We start from the raw sequence: 16,094 nt of genomic DNA, 5'->3' as shown, positions 1-16,094 counted from the left end.
GAACGGCGATACGCCGTTTGAGGTCTTGCAGGCTTCATTCTCAACCTGTGGTGTAAACAACGCAACGTTTTCCTACAGGTTATGGCTTAAGAAAACAAATTTTCCTCTTGTTTTAGGCGTATTTTGTTGGGAAACGTTGTTTTTTGCAGACAGAGTAGGTATGGAAAATAGTTGTTTATTTCGTAATATGTTTTTCTAAAAGGAAATTTTAGGCGAACCATAAAAGACGGCTTATTGAGTTTGGAGTTTAAATGTTGTTTATATTGTTTTCAGACGGCCTTGTTGAGTGAGATTTATAGAGACCTTTGCAAAAATAGTCTGTTAACGAAATTTGATGCATAAAAATGCGCCAAAAAATTTTCAATTGCCTAAAACCTTCCTAATATTGAGCAAAAAGTAGGAAAAATCAGAAAAGTTTTGCATTTTGAAAATGAGATTGAGCATAAAATTTTAGTAACCTATGTTATTGCAAAGGTCTCTTATAGTGTATTGGGTTTTAAAATTATAAAAACCTGCCTGAGTGATCAGGCAGGTTTCATTTGCTTGAAAGACAGATTAGTTTTTGTCTTGGTCAACCAGTTTGTTTTTAGCGATCCAAGGCATCATAGAACGCAGTTGTGCGCCAACTTTTTCGATTTGGTGGTCGGCAGTCAGGCGGCGGCGGGCAGTCATGCTGGCGTAGTTGACGGCACCTTCTTGGATGAACATTTTGGCGTATTCGCCGGTTTGGATGCGTTTCAAGGCGTTGCGCATGGCCTCGCGCGATTTATCGTTGATAACTTCCACGCCGGTAACGTATTCGCCGTACTCCGCGTTGTTGGAAATGGAGTAGTTCATGTTGGCGATGCCGCCTTCGTAAATCAGGTCAACGATGAGCTTCATTTCGTGCAGACACTCGAAATAGGCCATTTCGGGCGCGTAGCCTGCTTCGGTCAGGGTTTCGAAGCCGGTTTTAATCAACTCGACCACACCGCCGCACAATACGGCTTGTTCGCCGAAGAGGTCGGTTTCGGTTTCTTCGCGGAAGTTGGTTTCGATTACGCCGCCTTTAGTGCCGCCGTTGGCTGCTGCGTAAGACAGGGCGATGTCTTTGGCTTTGCCACTTTTATCTTGGTAAACGGCGATCAGGGAAGGTACGCCGCCGCCTTTCAGGAATTCGCTGCGTACGGTGTGGCCTGGGCCTTTAGGGGCGATCATGATAACGTCGAGGTCGGCGCGAGGTACGATTTGGTTGTAGTGTACGTTGAAGCCGTGGGCAAACGCCAATACTGCGCCTTCTTTCAAGTTAGGCTCGATTTCGTTTTTGTATACGATAGGTTGGTTTTCGTCAGGCAACAGAATCATTACAACGTCGGCTGCTTTGGTTGCTTCAGCAACGGTGCGCACGTCGTGGCCGGCTGCTTCGGCTTTTTTCCAAGAGCCGCCTTGGCGCAGACCGATTACGACATTTACGCCGGAATCTTTCAGGTTTGCTGCGTGTGCGTGACCTTGTGAACCGTAACCGATGATGGCAACGGTTTTGCCTTTGATCAGAGAAAGGTCAGCGTCTTTATCGTAATAAACTTGCATTTTATTTCCTTAGTGTAAGAGGGTTCCGGATAATCCGGGTTGAGTTAAAAGTAATAGGGGTTTAAGCGGGGACTTGGTTCATCAAGACGATTTCCAATGCTTCGGTTTTTCCTTCGATGGATTTGACGAAGTTTTGGAAATGTTCGCTGGCATTGTGTTCGTCAATAGCTGCTTGGGATTTCCAGCTTTCTACGAATACGAAACGGTTGGGTTTGCCGATTTCTTGGTGCAGGTCGTAGCTGATGTTGCCTTCTTCTGCACGGCTGGCTTTGACCAAGTCTTTAAACTGGGCAGCCAGAGCCTCGGTGTATTCGGGTTTGACGGTAACTAATGCAACGATTTGGATGCTTGACATATTTGTCTCCTACTGTTTTTCAGACGGCCTTTGTAGAAAGTAAAAGGCCGTCTGAACGATACAGCGTTAAATTTTCAAAATACGCTCGCCACGACCGATACCGGCTGCGCCTGTGCGTACGGTTTCCAAAATTTGGGCACGACCGACTGTTTCGAGGAAAGAGTCGAGTTTTTCGGTAGAACCTGTGATTTCGATGGTGTAGCTGCGGTCTGTTACGTCAATGACGCTGCCACGGTAGATTTCGGTCAATCGCAGGAATTCGTCACGGTCTTTACCTACGGCGCGGATTTTTACCAACATCAGCTCGCGTTCGACAAAACGGCTTTCGTTCAAATCGACCACTTTGATAACTTCAATCAGTTTGTTGAGCTGTTTGGTGATTTGCTCGATAACGTGTTCGTCGCCATGGGTAACGATGGTCATGCGAGACAAGGTTTTGTCTTCGGTTGGTGCAACAGCCAGGGAGTCGATGTTGTAATCGCGTGCGGAGAATAAACCTACCACACGGCTCATCGCACCTGATTCGTTTTCCATCAGAATAGATAAGATATGTCGCATTTTTCTCTCCTTACGCTGACAATGTTTCGCGCATATGCGGCGGCAGAACCATCTCGTCCAAGCCTTTGCCGTTGCCGACCATGGGCAGCACGTTTTGTTTCTTGTCGGTCAAGAAGTCCATAAATACCAAACGGTCTTTTTGTTTGACTGCTTCCAAAAGCGCGCCTTCAACATCGGATTTTTTGTCCACACGGATGCCAATGTGTCCGTATGCTTCAGCCAGTTTGACGAAATCGGGCAGGGAATCGAAATAGGTTTCCGATTCGCGGTTGCCGTAATACAGTTCCTGCCATTGGCGAACCATGCCGAGATAGCCGTTGTTCAGGGTAACGACGTTCACCGGAACGCGGTATTGGAAGCAGGTGGACAGCTCTTGGATGTTCATCTGAATCGAGCCTTCGCCGGTGATACAGAATACATCTTGATCAGGAGCAGCCAGTTTCGCACCGATGGCATATGGCAAGCCGACGCCCATTGTGCCTAAACCGCCGGAATTGAGCCATTGGCGAGGACGCTCGAATGGGTAATATTGGGCGGTAAACATTTGGTGTTGACCGACGTCGGAAGTGATGATGGCAGAATTATTGGTGATTTCGGCCAGTTTTTGAATGACGTATTGCGGTTTGATGATTTCGCTTTCATTATCAAACCACAGGCAGTTGCGCGAACGCCATTCTTCAATGCTTTTCCACCATTTATCCAATGAGTCGGCTGCAGGTGCAGATTCTTGTTTGCCCCACAATTGAATCATTTCGGACAATACGTTTTTCACGTCGCCGACAATCGGGATATCCACTTTGACGCGTTTGGCAATGCTGGACGGGTCAACGTCAATATGAATAATTTTTTTGGCTTTTTCAAAGAATTTGGACGGTACGGAAATCACGCGGTCATCGAAGCGCGCACCGATTGCCAGTACAACGTCTGCATTCTGCATGGCGAGGTTGGCTTCGTAAGTGCCGTGCATACCCAGCATGCCCAAGAATTGGCGGTCGCTGGAAGGGTATGCACCCAAGCCCATCAATGTACCGGTACAAGGAGCGCCGATCATGCGGACGAATTTGGTCATTTCCTCAGAGGCATTGCCCAAAACCACGCCGCCGCCGAAGTAAACAATAGGGCGTTTGGCGGAAGCCAGCATTTGTACGGCTTTTTTGATTTGACCGATGTGGCCTTGTACAACCGGTTGGTAAGAGCGGATGAAGATGTCTTCTTGCGGATAGCTGAATTTAGCCATTGCTTGGGTGACATCTTTAGGAACATCGACAACAACGGGACCCGGACGGCCGCTTGCGGCGATTTGGAAAGCTTTTTTGATGGTGTCTGCCAACTCAGCGATATTGGTTACCAAGAAATTGTGTTTGACACAAGGGCGGGTAATGCCGACTGTATCCACTTCTTGGAATGCGTCTGTCCCGATGAGGGAGTTGCCCACCTGGCCGCTGATGACTACTAACGGAATGGAGTCGCTGTAAGCGGTGGCAATGCCGGTCAGCGCATTGGTTACGCCTGGGCCGGAAGTTACCAAAGCAACGCCGACTTTGCCGCTGACACGGGCATAGGCATCTGCCGCATGTACGGCTGCCTGCTCGTGGCGAACCAGGATGTGCTTGAATTTATTGAGTTGGAAAAGGGCATCGTAGATTTCGATAACCGCGCCGCCCGGATAGCCGAATACATACTCGACACCTTCGGCTTTGAGACTTTGCACGATGATTTGTGCGCCAGATAATTGCATATTGACCTCTTTTATATGGTTTCAAACCAATAGGAACAATCCGCCTCACCACAGCACCTGTAATGCAATTCCACCAAGCAGCGATTTAGGGTACGCGCACTGAGGGAATACGATGACAGTCAGACTATCCAAGCAATTGGGAAGAAACACAGAGTTTGTGAAAAAGAGTAGAAACGATAACGCAATCCGACTGTACAAGCAAGACAAAATCTTTCATCTTTTAACGTTTAAGGAGTAAAAATAGATTATCGTTTGATTTTAAAGAAATAAAAAAACAGTTTTATTGAGCTTGATGTGGGGAGATTGTTGACAGTTTGAGTAAAGAGAAGGTTTTTGCAAATGATAAAAAGCAAAAAACCTCTTGATCGAATCAAGAGGTTTTTTTAATTTGGTGCCCAGGGTCGGACTCGAACCGACACACCTTGCGGCGGGGGATTTTGAGTCCCCTGCGTCTACCAATTTCGCCACCTGGGCTAGCGAAGAAGTCGTCATTATAGCGAGTTCTCGAATCTTGTAAAGCAGTAATTGAAAAAAAATTGGATTATTTTTATATTTGTTTGATTTTTAATGAATTAAACTTTTTGCGTTTGATGACTATCTAAATGGAAGGCAGATTTTTAAAACAAAAAAAGCAGTATTTACCTGCAAAAAGGGCTATATTTAATGTGTCAAACGCGTTAATATGAAGATGTTTTGTTTTTATATCGGCCGGACAGTTATTTGGCCGCACTTATTTGAAACGGTTTTGGAGAAAATTTATGCTTTCCGTTACACGAACTTTCCTACTCAGTGTTTTTGCGTTGGCTGCTCTAGCTGCTTGTCAGCCTAAAGAGGAGGCCAAAGAGGCTTCTTCGACACCTGCCGCTTCTGCTGCACCTGCTGCTTCCGGTGAGTCTGCGCCCAAAGTGCAAGCTCGCGGTACCGATATGCGCAAAGAAGACATTGGCGGCGATTTCACATTGACCGATGGCGACGGCAAACCTTTCAGCCTGAGCGATTTGAAAGGCAAAGTGGTCATCCTGTCTTTCGGTTATACCCACTGTCCTGACGTATGCCCAACCGAGTTGCTGACTTACAGCGACACGTTGAAACAATTGGGCGATCAGGCTAAAGACGTGAAAGTAGTATTTGTCAGCATCGACCCCGAGCGCGATACGCCTGAAGTAATCGGCAAATACGCCAAACAGTTCAACCCTGATTTTATCGGCCTGACGGCAACCGGCGATCAAAGCCTGCCTGTCATCAAACAGCAATACCGTGTGGTATCGGCTAAAGTCAACCAAAAAGAAGACAGCGAAAACTATTTGGTCGACCACTCTTCAGGCGCATATTTGATTGATAAAAACGGCGAAGTGGCGATTTTCTCGCCTTATGGCAGCGAGCCGGAAACGATTGCGGCTGATGTGAAAACTTTATTGTAAAAACGTAGTTGGGGCCGTCTGAAATGGGTTGTGGATTTCAGACGGCCTTCTTGTTTTTGATACGGCAAAGGAGAAGAACAAAATGACCGACACACTTTTAACGATTGCTTTATCTAAGGGGCGAATTTTTGAGGAAACCCTGCCGCTGTTGGCTGCCGCCGGTATTGTGCCTGCGGAAGAGCCGGAAAAGTCGCGCAAGCTGATTATTGGCACGAATCATAACAACATCCGTTTGGTAATTGTACGCGCGACCGACGTGCCGACTTATGTGCAATATGGTGCGGCAGATTTTGGTATTGCCGGTAAGGACGTGCTGATCGAGCATGGCGGAGATGGCCTGTATCAACCTTTGGATTTGCACATCGCCTCATGCCGCATGATGGTTGCAGTTAAAAAAGGTTTTGATTACGCCGCCGCTTCCAAACCCGGCAGCCGCTTGCGGATTGCCACCAAATATCCCGACATCGCCGCCGAACACTTTGCCGACAAGGGTGTGCATGTGGACATCATCAAACTGTACGGCTCGATGGAGCTTGCGCCTTTGGTCGGTTTGAGCGACGCGATTGTCGATTTGGTTTCCAGCGGCAATACATTGAAGGCCAATGGTTTGGAAGCTGTGGAACATGTGGCTGATATTTCCAGCCGCTTGGTGGTCAATAAAGCGGCGTTGAAAACCAAATATGCGCTGTTGAATCCGATTATTCAGGCATTTGAAAATGCCGCTAAGGCCGTCTGAAAAGTTTTTGGCAAAAACTGTCTGCCAACCCAGTTTGAAAGCCCCGTCATGATGCAAAGCAAACCGACACTCGATACGATTCTTTCCCATCGTTCCATCCGCAGGTTTACTTCAGAACCGATTGCCGATGAAATCCTTGATACGCTGGTTCGCGCCGGACAACAGGCTTCGACTTCCAACAATCTGCAATGCGTTTCCATCATCCGCGTATCCGACCTTGCGCTGAGGCAGGGGATACATGAAGCGGCAGGAAGTGCGCCTTATATTGTCCATTGTGCGGAATTTTTATTGTTTTGCATCGATTTTTCCAAACACAAGGCAATGTTTCCCGATGCGCAAATTGATTGGGCGGAAGTAACCCTGATTGGCGCGGTCGATGCAGGCATTATGGCGCAAAACGTATTGCTTGCCGCCGAATCGCTTGGGCTGGGCGGCGTGTATATTGGCGCGTTGCGCAATGATGCGCAAAAAGTGTCGGACGTATTGAACCTGCCGGATTATTGCGTGCCTTTGGTGGGATTGTGTCTCGGTTATCCTGACCAAGACCCGCCGCTCAAACCGCGCCTGCCTAAGGAAATGGTGTATGCCGAAAACGCCTGCCCAAGCCTGAATGCCGATGCGGTTGAAGCTTATAATCAGGCAGTGGCGGATTATTATGAGTTACGCAAGGGAAGACCGATACCTTGGAAGGAATCGCTGGCCAAAACCTTGGGCAATCCTGTGCGGCCGCATATGTTGGCGTTTTTGCAGAAAAAAGGTTTTTTGAAAAGATAATGTTCAGACGGCATGTGTGTGGCTGAGGCCGTCTGAAAACAATAGGAACGAAAAAAGGAAGAGAGCAAACCATGAAGAAACTCGACACCCAATCCCCTGATTTTCAAGCCGAACTTAAAGCGTTACTCGCTTTTGAAACCGCGCAAAACCCTGAAATCGACCGTATTGTTGCCGACATCTGTGCCGATGTTCAAAAACGCGGCGATGCGGCGCTGATTGAATACACCAACCGTTTTGACGGTACATCCGCTCAAACCATCGATGATTTAATCCTGACGCAAGACGATTTGCAGTCTGCGTTTGAGCGTTTGCCCGAAAACATTCAGACGGCCTTGAAAACGGCCGCGCGACGTGTGGAAAGCTACCATAAACACCAAAAAATGGAGTCGTGGACTTACGAAGACGAAGACGGCACGCTTTTGGGTCAACAGATTATGCCGCTTGACCGTGTCGGTATTTATGTTCCGGGCGGTAAAGCCGCTTATCCGAGTTCCGTCATCATGAACGCCATACCTGCCCATGTTGCCGGCGTGAAAGAAATCATCATGGTCGTTCCCACTCCGAAAGGCGAGCGCAACGATATCGTGTTGGCGGCTGCTTTTGTAGCCGGTGTAACCAAAGTGTTTACGGTCGGCGGCGCGCAGGCGGTTGCGGCTTTAGCCTATGGTACGGAATCTGTGCTTCAAGTCGATAAGATTACCGGCCCGGGCAATGCTTTTGTCGCTGCGGCAAAACGACGCGTGTTCGGCGTGGTCGGTATTGATATGGTGGCAGGGCCGTCTGAAATTTTGGTGATTGCTGATGGTACGACGCCTGCCGATTGGGTGGCCATGGATTTGTTCAGTCAGGCGGAACACGATGAAATTGCACAAGCGATTTTGATTGGCACTTCTCAAACGTATTTGGACGAAGTTCAGACGGCCATGAACCGCTTGATTGAAACCATGCCGCGCCGTGCGATTATTGAGGCTTCATTGGGCAACCGCGGCGCAATGATTTTGGCTAAAGATTTGGACGAAGCCTGCGAAATCGCCAACTATATTTCTCCCGAACACTTAGAACTGTCGGTCGAAAATCCGCAAGAGTGGGCGAAAAAAATCCGCCACGCCGGTGCGATTTTCATGGGACGCTATACCAGTGAAAGCCTTGGCGACTATTGCGCAGGCCCCAACCACGTTTTACCGACCAGCCGCACGGCGCGTTTCTCTTCTCCTTTGGGAACATATGACTTCCAAAAACGCTCCAGTCTGATTCAGGTTTCAGAACAAGGGGCGCAGAAGTTGGGCAAAACCGCCAGCGTGTTGGCGCATGGCGAAAGCTTGACCGCGCACGCCAGAGCGGCTGAGTTCCGTTTGAAAGACTGAGTGAAACGTTGAAGTCGTAAGAAATCAAAAAAGGGCATCTAAACAGATGCCCTTTTTATTGTGATGAAGATTTTAGCTGAGAAGGTATCAGGCCGTCTGAAAACAGGTTTAACGGTTTTTCAGCCAGTCATTACGCATTTGTGCGGCTTCTTCAAAATAGCGGTAAAGCTCGGTTTTGTTGCCTTCTGAAAGGAGTTGTTCCAATTTGGATAATTGTTCTTTCAAATCGCTTGTCAGTTTGAGCAGGGCGGGGCGGTTGGCCATGCAGATGTCTGTCCAAACGGCAGGATGGCTGGAAGCGATGCGGGTAAAGTCGCGAAAGCCGGTGGCGGCATAGGGGAGATAGTCTTTGCCGTGCGGATGGTCAACCAAAGCGTGGACATAGGCAAAGGCGGCCAAGTGCGGCAAGTGGGAAACGGCGGCAAAAATATTGTCGTGTTCTTCGGCGCTCATGGTGGAAATTTGCGAACCAACTGCCTGCCACAGGCTTTTCAGCCGTCTCAGGCCGTCTGAAGCCTCTTGGCCGTGTGGCGTAATGATAAGGCGGCTGTTTTGAAACAAACCGCAACGCGCGGATTTTGCTCCGCTTTGATCCGATCCAGCTATCGGGTGGGCAGCAAAACATTGCGGCAGGCGGTCGGATAAGTGGGTGCGGAAGGCATTGAGTGCCGATTGTTTGGTGCTGCCGACATCGGAAACGCAGGCAGTGTCTTTTAAGAAGGGTTTGATGTCGCGGCATACGTCAGGCAGGACGGAGACAGGCGTGGCAATCAAAACCAAATCGGCATTGCTAATGCTTTCGGCGCAAATATTCGGATAGGCATGGTCGATGATGCCGCATTCGAGTGCGTAATTGAGGTTGTCGGCATTGGTGTCGATGCCGGTAACGGTTTGCACCAGTCCCAAGCGTTTGAGATCGAGCATGAACGATCCGCCGATTAAACCGACACCGATAAGGGTGATATGGGGGAAAAAGGCGGAAGTGTTCATGGTTTGAATCCGGTACAAGTGGAAAAGCTTATTTTAATCCGTTATGGAGGCCGTCTGAAAGTTGTCATCAAGGTTTCAGACGGCCTTTTTATGGTCGAATTTTCATGATTTAGGCATAGAAAACCCCGTTTAGTAGGAGCATGTAACCGATTATCAGATTTTCATACACTAAAATAATCATCTGAATCAGTATAACGTCTTAAAGTAAGTGATTGGTATCTTAAAGTAAATTATTACATCATATTTTGATTGATATCGAATAAAATAATTCACTCAGAAAGAAGGAATTTATGAGTTTTTCACAAACCGAATTAGTCAACGCAATGCGTTTGCTTTCTACCCGTCTGCCGCAGTTTCCAGAGCAGCAAAACCAAGTATCCCGCATGTTGCGCATTGTAACCGAACGTTTGAGCAGCCATTTGAACGAAAACCTGAAAGCGTTCGGCATCAATGAAAACCTGTGGTTTTCCCTGATGGCGGTTTACGTCAGCCCAAACAGCGAAATCCTGCCTTCGCGCTTGAGCGACCTGATGGACTTGACGCGCACCAGTGCGACACGCCTGTCGGACGATATGGTTGGGCGCGGCTGGGTAGAGCGTTATATCAATCAAAAAGACCGCCGTCAGATTGTGCTAAAATTGACCCCTTCGGGTGAGACCTTCATCCACGAAGTATGGCCGCAAATTGCCCGTCAGAGCGGTCAGGCGTGGGAAGATTTCACGAAAGAGGATTACGATACGCTGCAACACCTGTTGGGTAAACTGTTGAACCGTTTGGGCAATTAACAACAGACGGCCTGAAGGTCTGCGGCAGACACACATAAACGGAGTCTGTATGAAATTAGGTTTGGTCAAATCAAGCGTATGCGTTGCCGCTGTTTCGCTGTTGGCGGCATGTGCGCCGTTCGGCAAACAGTCGCCTTTGGATGAGACAACAGCCTATCCGCTGCCGCAAGGCCAATCTGCCGCTACTGCCCAAGACGGCTGGTGGATGAAGCTGAAAGATAAAAAATTAAACAATTTGATTGCTTCCGCCATTCAGGCGTCTACCAATCTGCGTGTCGTCAAGGCAAGGTTTGAGCAGGCTCAGGCGCAGCTGGGAGTTGTAGGAGCCGCAAATAAACCGCAAGTCGGCTTGGGTGTAACCGGTATGGGTACCTATGTTTCACCCAAACCTCAAGCCGGTATGGTCGATACCGACCATACATTGGTTTTGGCGAACGTAGCCTTACAAGGCAGCTTGGTTTTCGACTTTTGGGGTAAAAACCGAGAGCAGATTCAAGCTGTTTTAGGAAAAAGTAGGGCTGCAGTGTATGAAGCGCATCATATCCGCACCGAGTTGGCTCATGCCGTGGCCGCCCAATATTTTGCGTGGCAGATGGCGACAGAACAACTGGCTTTGCTGGATACGCGCATAGAGCTGGCGGATAAGGCATTGAAACTGATGCAACAACGCGTTAAAGCGCAGCTGGCTCCTGCCGATGCCTTGCACGCTCTGGAAATGGCGCAACAACAATTACAGCTTGAAAAATCGGCATGGACTCAGAAAAATGAGAAAATCCGCAACAGCCTGGCTGTATTGACCGGCCGTGTACCGGGTGCATTGAATGGACAGGTTCCGGAAAAAATGGCGGCTGTGCCGTCATTGCCGGTTAGCCGAATTGAAGCGGATTTGCTGGCGGCACGCCCCGATATCGCGGCGCAAAAAGCCTTGCTTGAAGAGAAATGGCATATTGTCAAATCGACTGAAGCAGAGTTTTACCCAAATATCGAGTTAAAAGTTTTGGCAGGTATGACGCACATTGATGCGTTCAATCTGATTCGCGGACGAACTTCTGGTATGTTGGGCATTGTTCCGGCTTTGAATCTGCCATTGTTTACTTCCGGTGCGCTGCAGTCTAAATTGGCGGGCAAACGTGCCCAATATAACGAGCAGGTTGCCGTGTATGACCAAACTGTTTTGAACGCCATGCGTTCGGCGGCAGATGCTGTAGTTGACTATCAAAGCCTGAAAAGCCGACAAGATACTTGGAATAAGATGGTCAATATTGCCGATAAATCTGTGCAAAATGCGAAAGGACGTGTTCGTGCAGGCTTGGAGAACGGCTTGACCGCCTTGCAAAAACAAGACGAAGCTGCGCGTACAAAAATGTCGGAGGTTCAATACCATGCAGAATATCTGACAGCTTGGAGTAACCTCAATGCCCAGTTGGGCGGAGGCTTTAAATTAAATAAGAAATAAACGTTTTATTAAAACGTAGGCCGTCTGAAAGTGATTTCAGACGGCCTTTTGCTTACCTTATTTACATTTGCTACCGGAAGAAATTATTGTAATGAATAGAGTGTAACTATAGAATATGACCCTTTAGCGCGGTAAACGCGCGTATTGGGGACTGATGGTATAAGTCAGCGCCCAGCAAGACAATAATATCGTTATCACATGTGCAGAATTAAAGTTGGGACTTATGGATACTCAATCAGAAAAAAATAATGTCCAAAAAGAACCGGAAGTAGCCGCTTCCGGCGCTAAAACGCATCGCAAACGCAATTTGGTTATCGTTACGCTTCTATTCCTTATTGCGGCAGCAGGAGTTGCTTTGGCGTATTTCCTGTTTTGGCAGCATGAAGAAGAAACGGAAGATGCTTATGTGGCCGGTCATTTGGTGATGATTACGCCGCAGGTGAACGGCACGGTGCGCAAAGTCATGTATGACGATACGGATGTCGTGAAAAAAGGCGATGTATTGGTGGCTTTGGACGACAGCGATTTTCAGCTGGCATACGATCGCGCGCAAAATGAATTGATTCAGGCCATCCGTCAAAACAAACAGCAAACAGCGGTCAATTCAAAAGCCAAAGCGCAAGTGTTGTTGCGCAAAGCCGATTTGGCCCGTGCACAAGCCGATTTGCGCCGCCGTGAATCTTTGGCAGGTACGGAAGCGGTTTCCGGTGAAGAACTCAGCCATGCCCGTGCCGCTGTGGTTCAGGCTCAGGCTGCAGTGAAAGCGGTTGAGGCGGAAGAAGTTTCTGCTCAGGCAGTGTTGGGTAACAATATTCCTCTGCGCCAACAACCGGCAGTTCAGACGGCCATCAGCCACATCAAAGACGCCTGGCTGAATCTGCAACGTACGCAAATCCGTTCGCCGATTAGCGGCCAAATTGCCAAACGCAATGTCCAAGTCGGCCAACGTATCGCACAAGGTACGCCGATGATGGCTGTTGTGCCCCTGTCTGAATTGTGGGTGGATGCCAACTTTAAAGAATCGCAACTGCGCAAAATGAAAATCGGCCAGCCTGTTGAAATGACAGCCGATTTGTACGGCAGTAAAGTGGTTTACCATGGCAAGGTAATGGGCTTGTCGGCCGGTACGGGCAGTGCGTTCTCATTACTGCCGGCGCAAAACGCAACGGGCAACTGGATTAAAGTTGTGCAACGTGTGCCGGTGCGTATCAGTTTGGATGCTAAAGAATTGCAACAAAATCCGCTCCGTGTCGGTTTGTCGATGACTGTTAAAGTCAATATTGCCGAGAAGGGCAGCGGTAAAGCCATGACTGCCGAAGCGGAACGAAATACTACTACATTGCCGGAAACGGAAAGTGTGGATTGGAAAGCCGCCGATGCTTTAGTCGATAAAATCTTCGAGCAATACGCAAAATAATCTTTTCAGACGGCCTGAGTCTTTTATTGAAGGCTCAGGCCGTCTGAAATATTGATTCTCTTCAATCGACCGCTTTGGCGGTTGTCTTATAGTTTACAAATATGAATTATCCGCCGTTACAAGGGTTTAAGCTGGTGTTGGCAACTTTGGCGCTCAGCTTGGCCGTATTTATGGAAGTCTTGGACAGTACCATCGCCAACGTCGCCGTGCCTGTTATTGCAGGGGATTTGGGTGCGGCTACCACGCAGGGAACTTGGGTGATTACCTCATTTGCCGTAGCCAATGCCATTTCCGTTCCTCTGACAGGTTTTTTGGCCAAGCGGTTTGGCGAGGTCAAAATCTTTATCGCCGCTGTGATCGGGTTTGTCGTAACGTCATGGCTGTGTGGCATTGCGCATAATCTTCAAGCCTTGGTTTTTTTCCGTGTATTGCAAGGCTTTATTGCCGGACCATTGATTCCCTTGTCCCAAAGCCTGTTGATGGCCTCCTATCCGCCTGAAAAACGAACATTGGCGCTGGCCTTATGGGCAATGACCGTCGTTGTTGCCCCTGTATTGGGGCCGATTCTGGGCGGTTGGATTTCGGATAACTGGCATTGGGGATGGATTTTCTTTATCAATATCCCGATCGGGGTTTTGTCTGCAACTATTGCTTGGAAGCAGCTTAGACACAGGGAAACTGAAATCGTCAGGGCACCAATCGATTATGTCGGGCTGGTGTTGATGATTGTCGGTATCGGTGCATTGCAAATGATGCTTGATAGGGGCAAGGAATTAGACTGGTTTGCCTCGGGAGAGATTATCGTTTTGGGTGTTACCGCTTTGGTGTTCATAACATATTTTATTGTTTGGGAGCTGGGCGAGAAATACCCGATTGTCGATTTGTCATTGTTTAAAAATAGAAACTTCACAATAGGTGTCGTTGCTACATCGTTGGGCTTTATGGTCTATATGGGCACATTGACCCTGTTGCCTTTGGTATTGCAATCAAATCTCGGCTATACCGCTACTTGGGCAGGTCTGGCTGCTGCACCGGTGGGTTTTCTGCCGATTATTCTGTCGCCGATTATCGGTAAGTTTGGCAATCGCGTCGATATGCGCCTGTTTGTCAGTGCCAGCTTCTTGGTTTTTGCTTACACATTCCATTGGCGCACCGATTTCTATGCCGGTATGGATATGAGCAACGTCGTTTGGCCACAGTTTTGGCAGGGTTTAGGCGTAGCCATGTTCTTCCTGCCTTTGACCAGTATTACCTTGTCGCATATGAAAGGCAATCAAATTGCCTCGGCCAGTAGCTTGTCTAACTTCTTGCGAGTCTTTATGGGTGGTGTCGGAGTATCTGTTGTCAGCACCATGTGGGAACGACGCGAAGCTCTACACCATACTCAACTGACCGAACATGTTAACTTATTGTCCTCAATCAGTAACCAATCTATTCAAGGCATGATGGCCAATGGTCTGAGCAAGGAACAGGCTTTGGAGGCGATAAATAGTACTATTTCCCAACAAGGCTTTATTATTGGCTCAAATGAAATTTTCTTGGCAGGCAGCATCATATTTATCAGCATGATCCCCATTATTTGGCTGGCAAGACCACCATTTAACGGCTCCAGTGGGGGAGGACATTAAATAAAAGGCCGTCTGAATTTCAGACGGCCTTTTATCTATATATTATTTAAGACTCAATAACAGATCTCTAAAGGCATTCGGATCTTTAATAAATGTCATTTCACCTGATTGAGGAAAATGGAAATCCAGTAGGCGGGACACCCAGAAACGGATACATCCGGCTCTTTGTGCAGTAGGGAAATATGCACGTTCTTCATCAGATAATGGACGCACGCTTTCATAGCCATGGATAAAGGCATCATAAAGGACAGGGTCTAATTTGTTATCAGCTGTTCGTGCCCAATCGTTAACCGCAATTGCCAGGTCGTACATGAAATTACCGTTACACGCATAATAGAAGTCGATAAAGCCGGAAACTTCATCTCCATTAAGTAATACGTTGTCCTTAAATAAATCGGCATGGATAATACCGGAAGGCAAATGCGCTCCTAGATTTTCATCTAAAGCAGCAATTTCAAATTGAAGCAGTGCGGCATCCTCAGAATCTAAAACAGGTAGCAACTGAGTACAGGCATCATGCCACCAGTCATCATAACGAGGATTTTTCATTTTTAAAGGAAAGTCTTGACCGGCTAAATGCATTTTGGCCAGCATCGCGCCAGTGTGGAAACATTGTGCCTCAGTCGGCCAGCCGGTATCGGAGCCATTCAAACAAGTTACCAAGCAAGCAGGTTTTCCGGCTAAAATAGAATGCAGTCCACCGTCTTTACGAGCAATCGGAGCGGCGCAGGCAACGCCATTCAGACTCAAATGCTGGTTGAGTTCTAAAAAGAAAGGCAGTTCATCTGATTTTAAAACCTCAAAAACAGTCAATACATAACGACCGGTTGAAGTAGTCAAGAAATAATTACTATTAGTAATTCCTTGAGCAATCCCCTGCAAAGAAACAAAATCTCCCAAATCATATTGCAGTAGGAAATCACGCATTTGAGCGTCGGAAACACTGGTATAGACAGACATAGCAAACTCGAGGCTGATATAAAAAATCAAGGAAACATCATACCAAAAAACAAGCGCCAACAATATAAATTAAAGCGAGGGTTAAATTCAAAAGGCCGTCTGAAAGAGCAATTCAGACGGCCTTTGTTTGTATTTTTTTGTATGTATGGATTGTGTAGAAAGTTTGATTGAGTTTTTTATAAAATAAAAACCCTTTTAAAACATGTCTGTGATTAATTTTCTGAAAATAATTTTGCGAAAGGTGTTGACGGGTTTTGCTGGGAGGCGTATAGTTCGGTTCTTCGCTGCTGACGCGGTGAAGAAAACGAAGCAGACAGTATAACACAGTTGGTTGAAATTTTCG

15 protein-coding genes, 1 tRNA gene and 1 pseudogene are annotated in these 16,094 nt (G+C 47.7%); 9 read left to right on the top strand and 8 right to left on the bottom strand.

Going from position 1 to position 16,094, the window contains the following annotated elements; genetic code table 11:
• Nucleotides 1-199: hypothetical protein (locus tag ACTHSQ_RS10665; RefSeq protein ID WP_440371961.1), on the top strand; the 199-nt coding region annotated here is incomplete at its 5' end.
• Nucleotides 200-555: 356 nt separating this feature from the next.
• Here ACTHSQ_RS10665 and ilvC read toward each other — a convergent pair.
• The 5 genes from ilvC to ACTHSQ_RS10640 all read right to left on the bottom strand — a co-directional run bounded on the left by ilvC (nt 556) and on the right by ACTHSQ_RS10640 (nt 4,694).
• Nucleotides 556-1,569 carry a ketol-acid reductoisomerase gene (gene ilvC, locus ACTHSQ_RS10660; protein WP_003680040.1) on the bottom strand — a complete coding sequence of 338 codons (1,014 nt, stop codon included), beginning with the start codon at nt 1,567-1,569 and terminating at the stop codon, nt 556-558.
• 61 nt (nt 1,570-1,630) lie between these two features.
• A complete protein-coding gene (locus tag ACTHSQ_RS10655; RefSeq protein ID WP_049329574.1) occupies nt 1,631-1,924 on the bottom strand; it encodes a putative quinol monooxygenase in 294 nt (97 codons plus the stop codon).
• A 66-nt stretch (nt 1,925-1,990) separates the two neighbouring features.
• Entirely contained in the window at nt 1,991-2,482 is a 492-nt protein-coding gene (ilvN, locus tag ACTHSQ_RS10650) for an acetolactate synthase small subunit (protein WP_440371955.1), read from the bottom strand.
• Nucleotides 2,483-2,492: 10 nt separating this feature from the next.
• Nucleotides 2,493-4,220 (bottom strand): biosynthetic-type acetolactate synthase large subunit, encoded by a 1,728-nt coding sequence (gene ilvB, locus ACTHSQ_RS10645; protein ID WP_049329575.1) that lies wholly within the window; start codon nt 4,218-4,220, stop codon nt 2,493-2,495.
• 389 nt (nt 4,221-4,609) lie between these two features.
• Nucleotides 4,610-4,694 (bottom strand) — tRNA-Leu (locus ACTHSQ_RS10640).
• Between the two features lie 284 nt (nt 4,695-4,978).
• On the opposite strand from ACTHSQ_RS10640, the gene ACTHSQ_RS10635 reads away from it, so the two are divergent.
• The 4 genes from ACTHSQ_RS10635 (at nt 4,979) to hisD (ending at nt 8,515) form a co-directional block, all read left to right on the top strand.
• Nucleotides 4,979-5,641, top strand: coding sequence for an SCO family protein (locus ACTHSQ_RS10635; protein ID WP_308888406.1), 663 nt, complete (start codon nt 4,979-4,981; stop codon nt 5,639-5,641).
• Between the two features lie 82 nt (nt 5,642-5,723).
• Entirely contained in the window at nt 5,724-6,377 is a 654-nt protein-coding gene (gene hisG / locus ACTHSQ_RS10630; protein WP_250601221.1) for an ATP phosphoribosyltransferase, read from the top strand.
• 48 nt (nt 6,378-6,425) lie between these two features.
• The gene (nfsA, locus tag ACTHSQ_RS10625) at nt 6,426-7,151 is read left to right on the top strand and encodes an oxygen-insensitive NADPH nitroreductase (protein ID WP_003685819.1); all 726 of its coding nucleotides are present in this window, start codon (nt 6,426-6,428) and stop codon (nt 7,149-7,151) included.
• Between the two features lie 71 nt (nt 7,152-7,222).
• Nucleotides 7,223-8,515 carry a histidinol dehydrogenase gene (gene hisD, locus ACTHSQ_RS10620; RefSeq protein WP_003685806.1) on the top strand — a complete coding sequence of 431 codons (1,293 nt, stop codon included), beginning with the start codon at nt 7,223-7,225 and terminating at the stop codon, nt 8,513-8,515.
• Nucleotides 8,516-8,623: 108 nt separating this feature from the next.
• Here the strand turns inward: hisD and ACTHSQ_RS10615 are convergent, their stop codons facing one another.
• A complete protein-coding gene (locus ACTHSQ_RS10615; RefSeq protein WP_440371956.1) occupies nt 8,624-9,505 on the bottom strand; it encodes a prephenate dehydrogenase in 882 nt (293 codons plus the stop codon).
• Nucleotides 9,506-9,795: 290 nt separating this feature from the next.
• Between ACTHSQ_RS10615 and ACTHSQ_RS10610 the strand changes: the two genes are divergently transcribed.
• The 4 genes from ACTHSQ_RS10610 to ACTHSQ_RS10595 all read left to right on the top strand — a co-directional run bounded on the left by ACTHSQ_RS10610 (nt 9,796) and on the right by ACTHSQ_RS10595 (nt 14,791).
• Entirely contained in the window at nt 9,796-10,290 is a 495-nt protein-coding gene (locus ACTHSQ_RS10610) for a MarR family transcriptional regulator (protein WP_070630393.1), read from the top strand.
• 49 nt (nt 10,291-10,339) lie between these two features.
• Complete coding sequence (locus ACTHSQ_RS10605) at nt 10,340-11,746, top strand: efflux transporter outer membrane subunit (RefSeq protein ID WP_440371957.1); 1,407 nt, start codon at nt 10,340-10,342, stop codon at nt 11,744-11,746.
• Between the two features lie 223 nt (nt 11,747-11,969).
• Nucleotides 11,970-13,163, top strand: coding sequence for an HlyD family secretion protein (locus tag ACTHSQ_RS10600; RefSeq protein ID WP_440371958.1), 1,194 nt, complete (start codon nt 11,970-11,972; stop codon nt 13,161-13,163).
• A gap of 101 nt (nt 13,164-13,264) precedes the next feature.
• Nucleotides 13,265-14,791 (top strand): DHA2 family efflux MFS transporter permease subunit, encoded by a 1,527-nt coding sequence (locus ACTHSQ_RS10595; RefSeq protein ID WP_440371959.1) that lies wholly within the window; start codon nt 13,265-13,267, stop codon nt 14,789-14,791.
• A 42-nt stretch (nt 14,792-14,833) separates the two neighbouring features.
• Here the strand turns inward: ACTHSQ_RS10595 and thrB are convergent, their stop codons facing one another.
• Together thrB and ACTHSQ_RS10585 are read right to left on the bottom strand one after the other, a co-directional pair.
• A complete protein-coding gene (thrB, locus tag ACTHSQ_RS10590; RefSeq protein WP_440371960.1) occupies nt 14,834-15,751 on the bottom strand; it encodes a homoserine kinase in 918 nt (305 codons plus the stop codon).
• A 112-nt stretch (nt 15,752-15,863) separates the two neighbouring features.
• A pseudogene (locus ACTHSQ_RS10585) lies at nt 15,864-16,094 on the bottom strand (hypothetical protein); the annotation flags it as partial.

Origin of the sequence: Neisseria sp. P0009.S008 (assembly GCF_051958615.1) — a bacterium.
In the GTDB taxonomy this organism is placed as follows: Bacteria; Pseudomonadota; Gammaproteobacteria; order Burkholderiales; family Neisseriaceae; genus Neisseria; species Neisseria subflava.
This window is presented reverse-complemented; position numbering and strand designations above follow the sequence as displayed.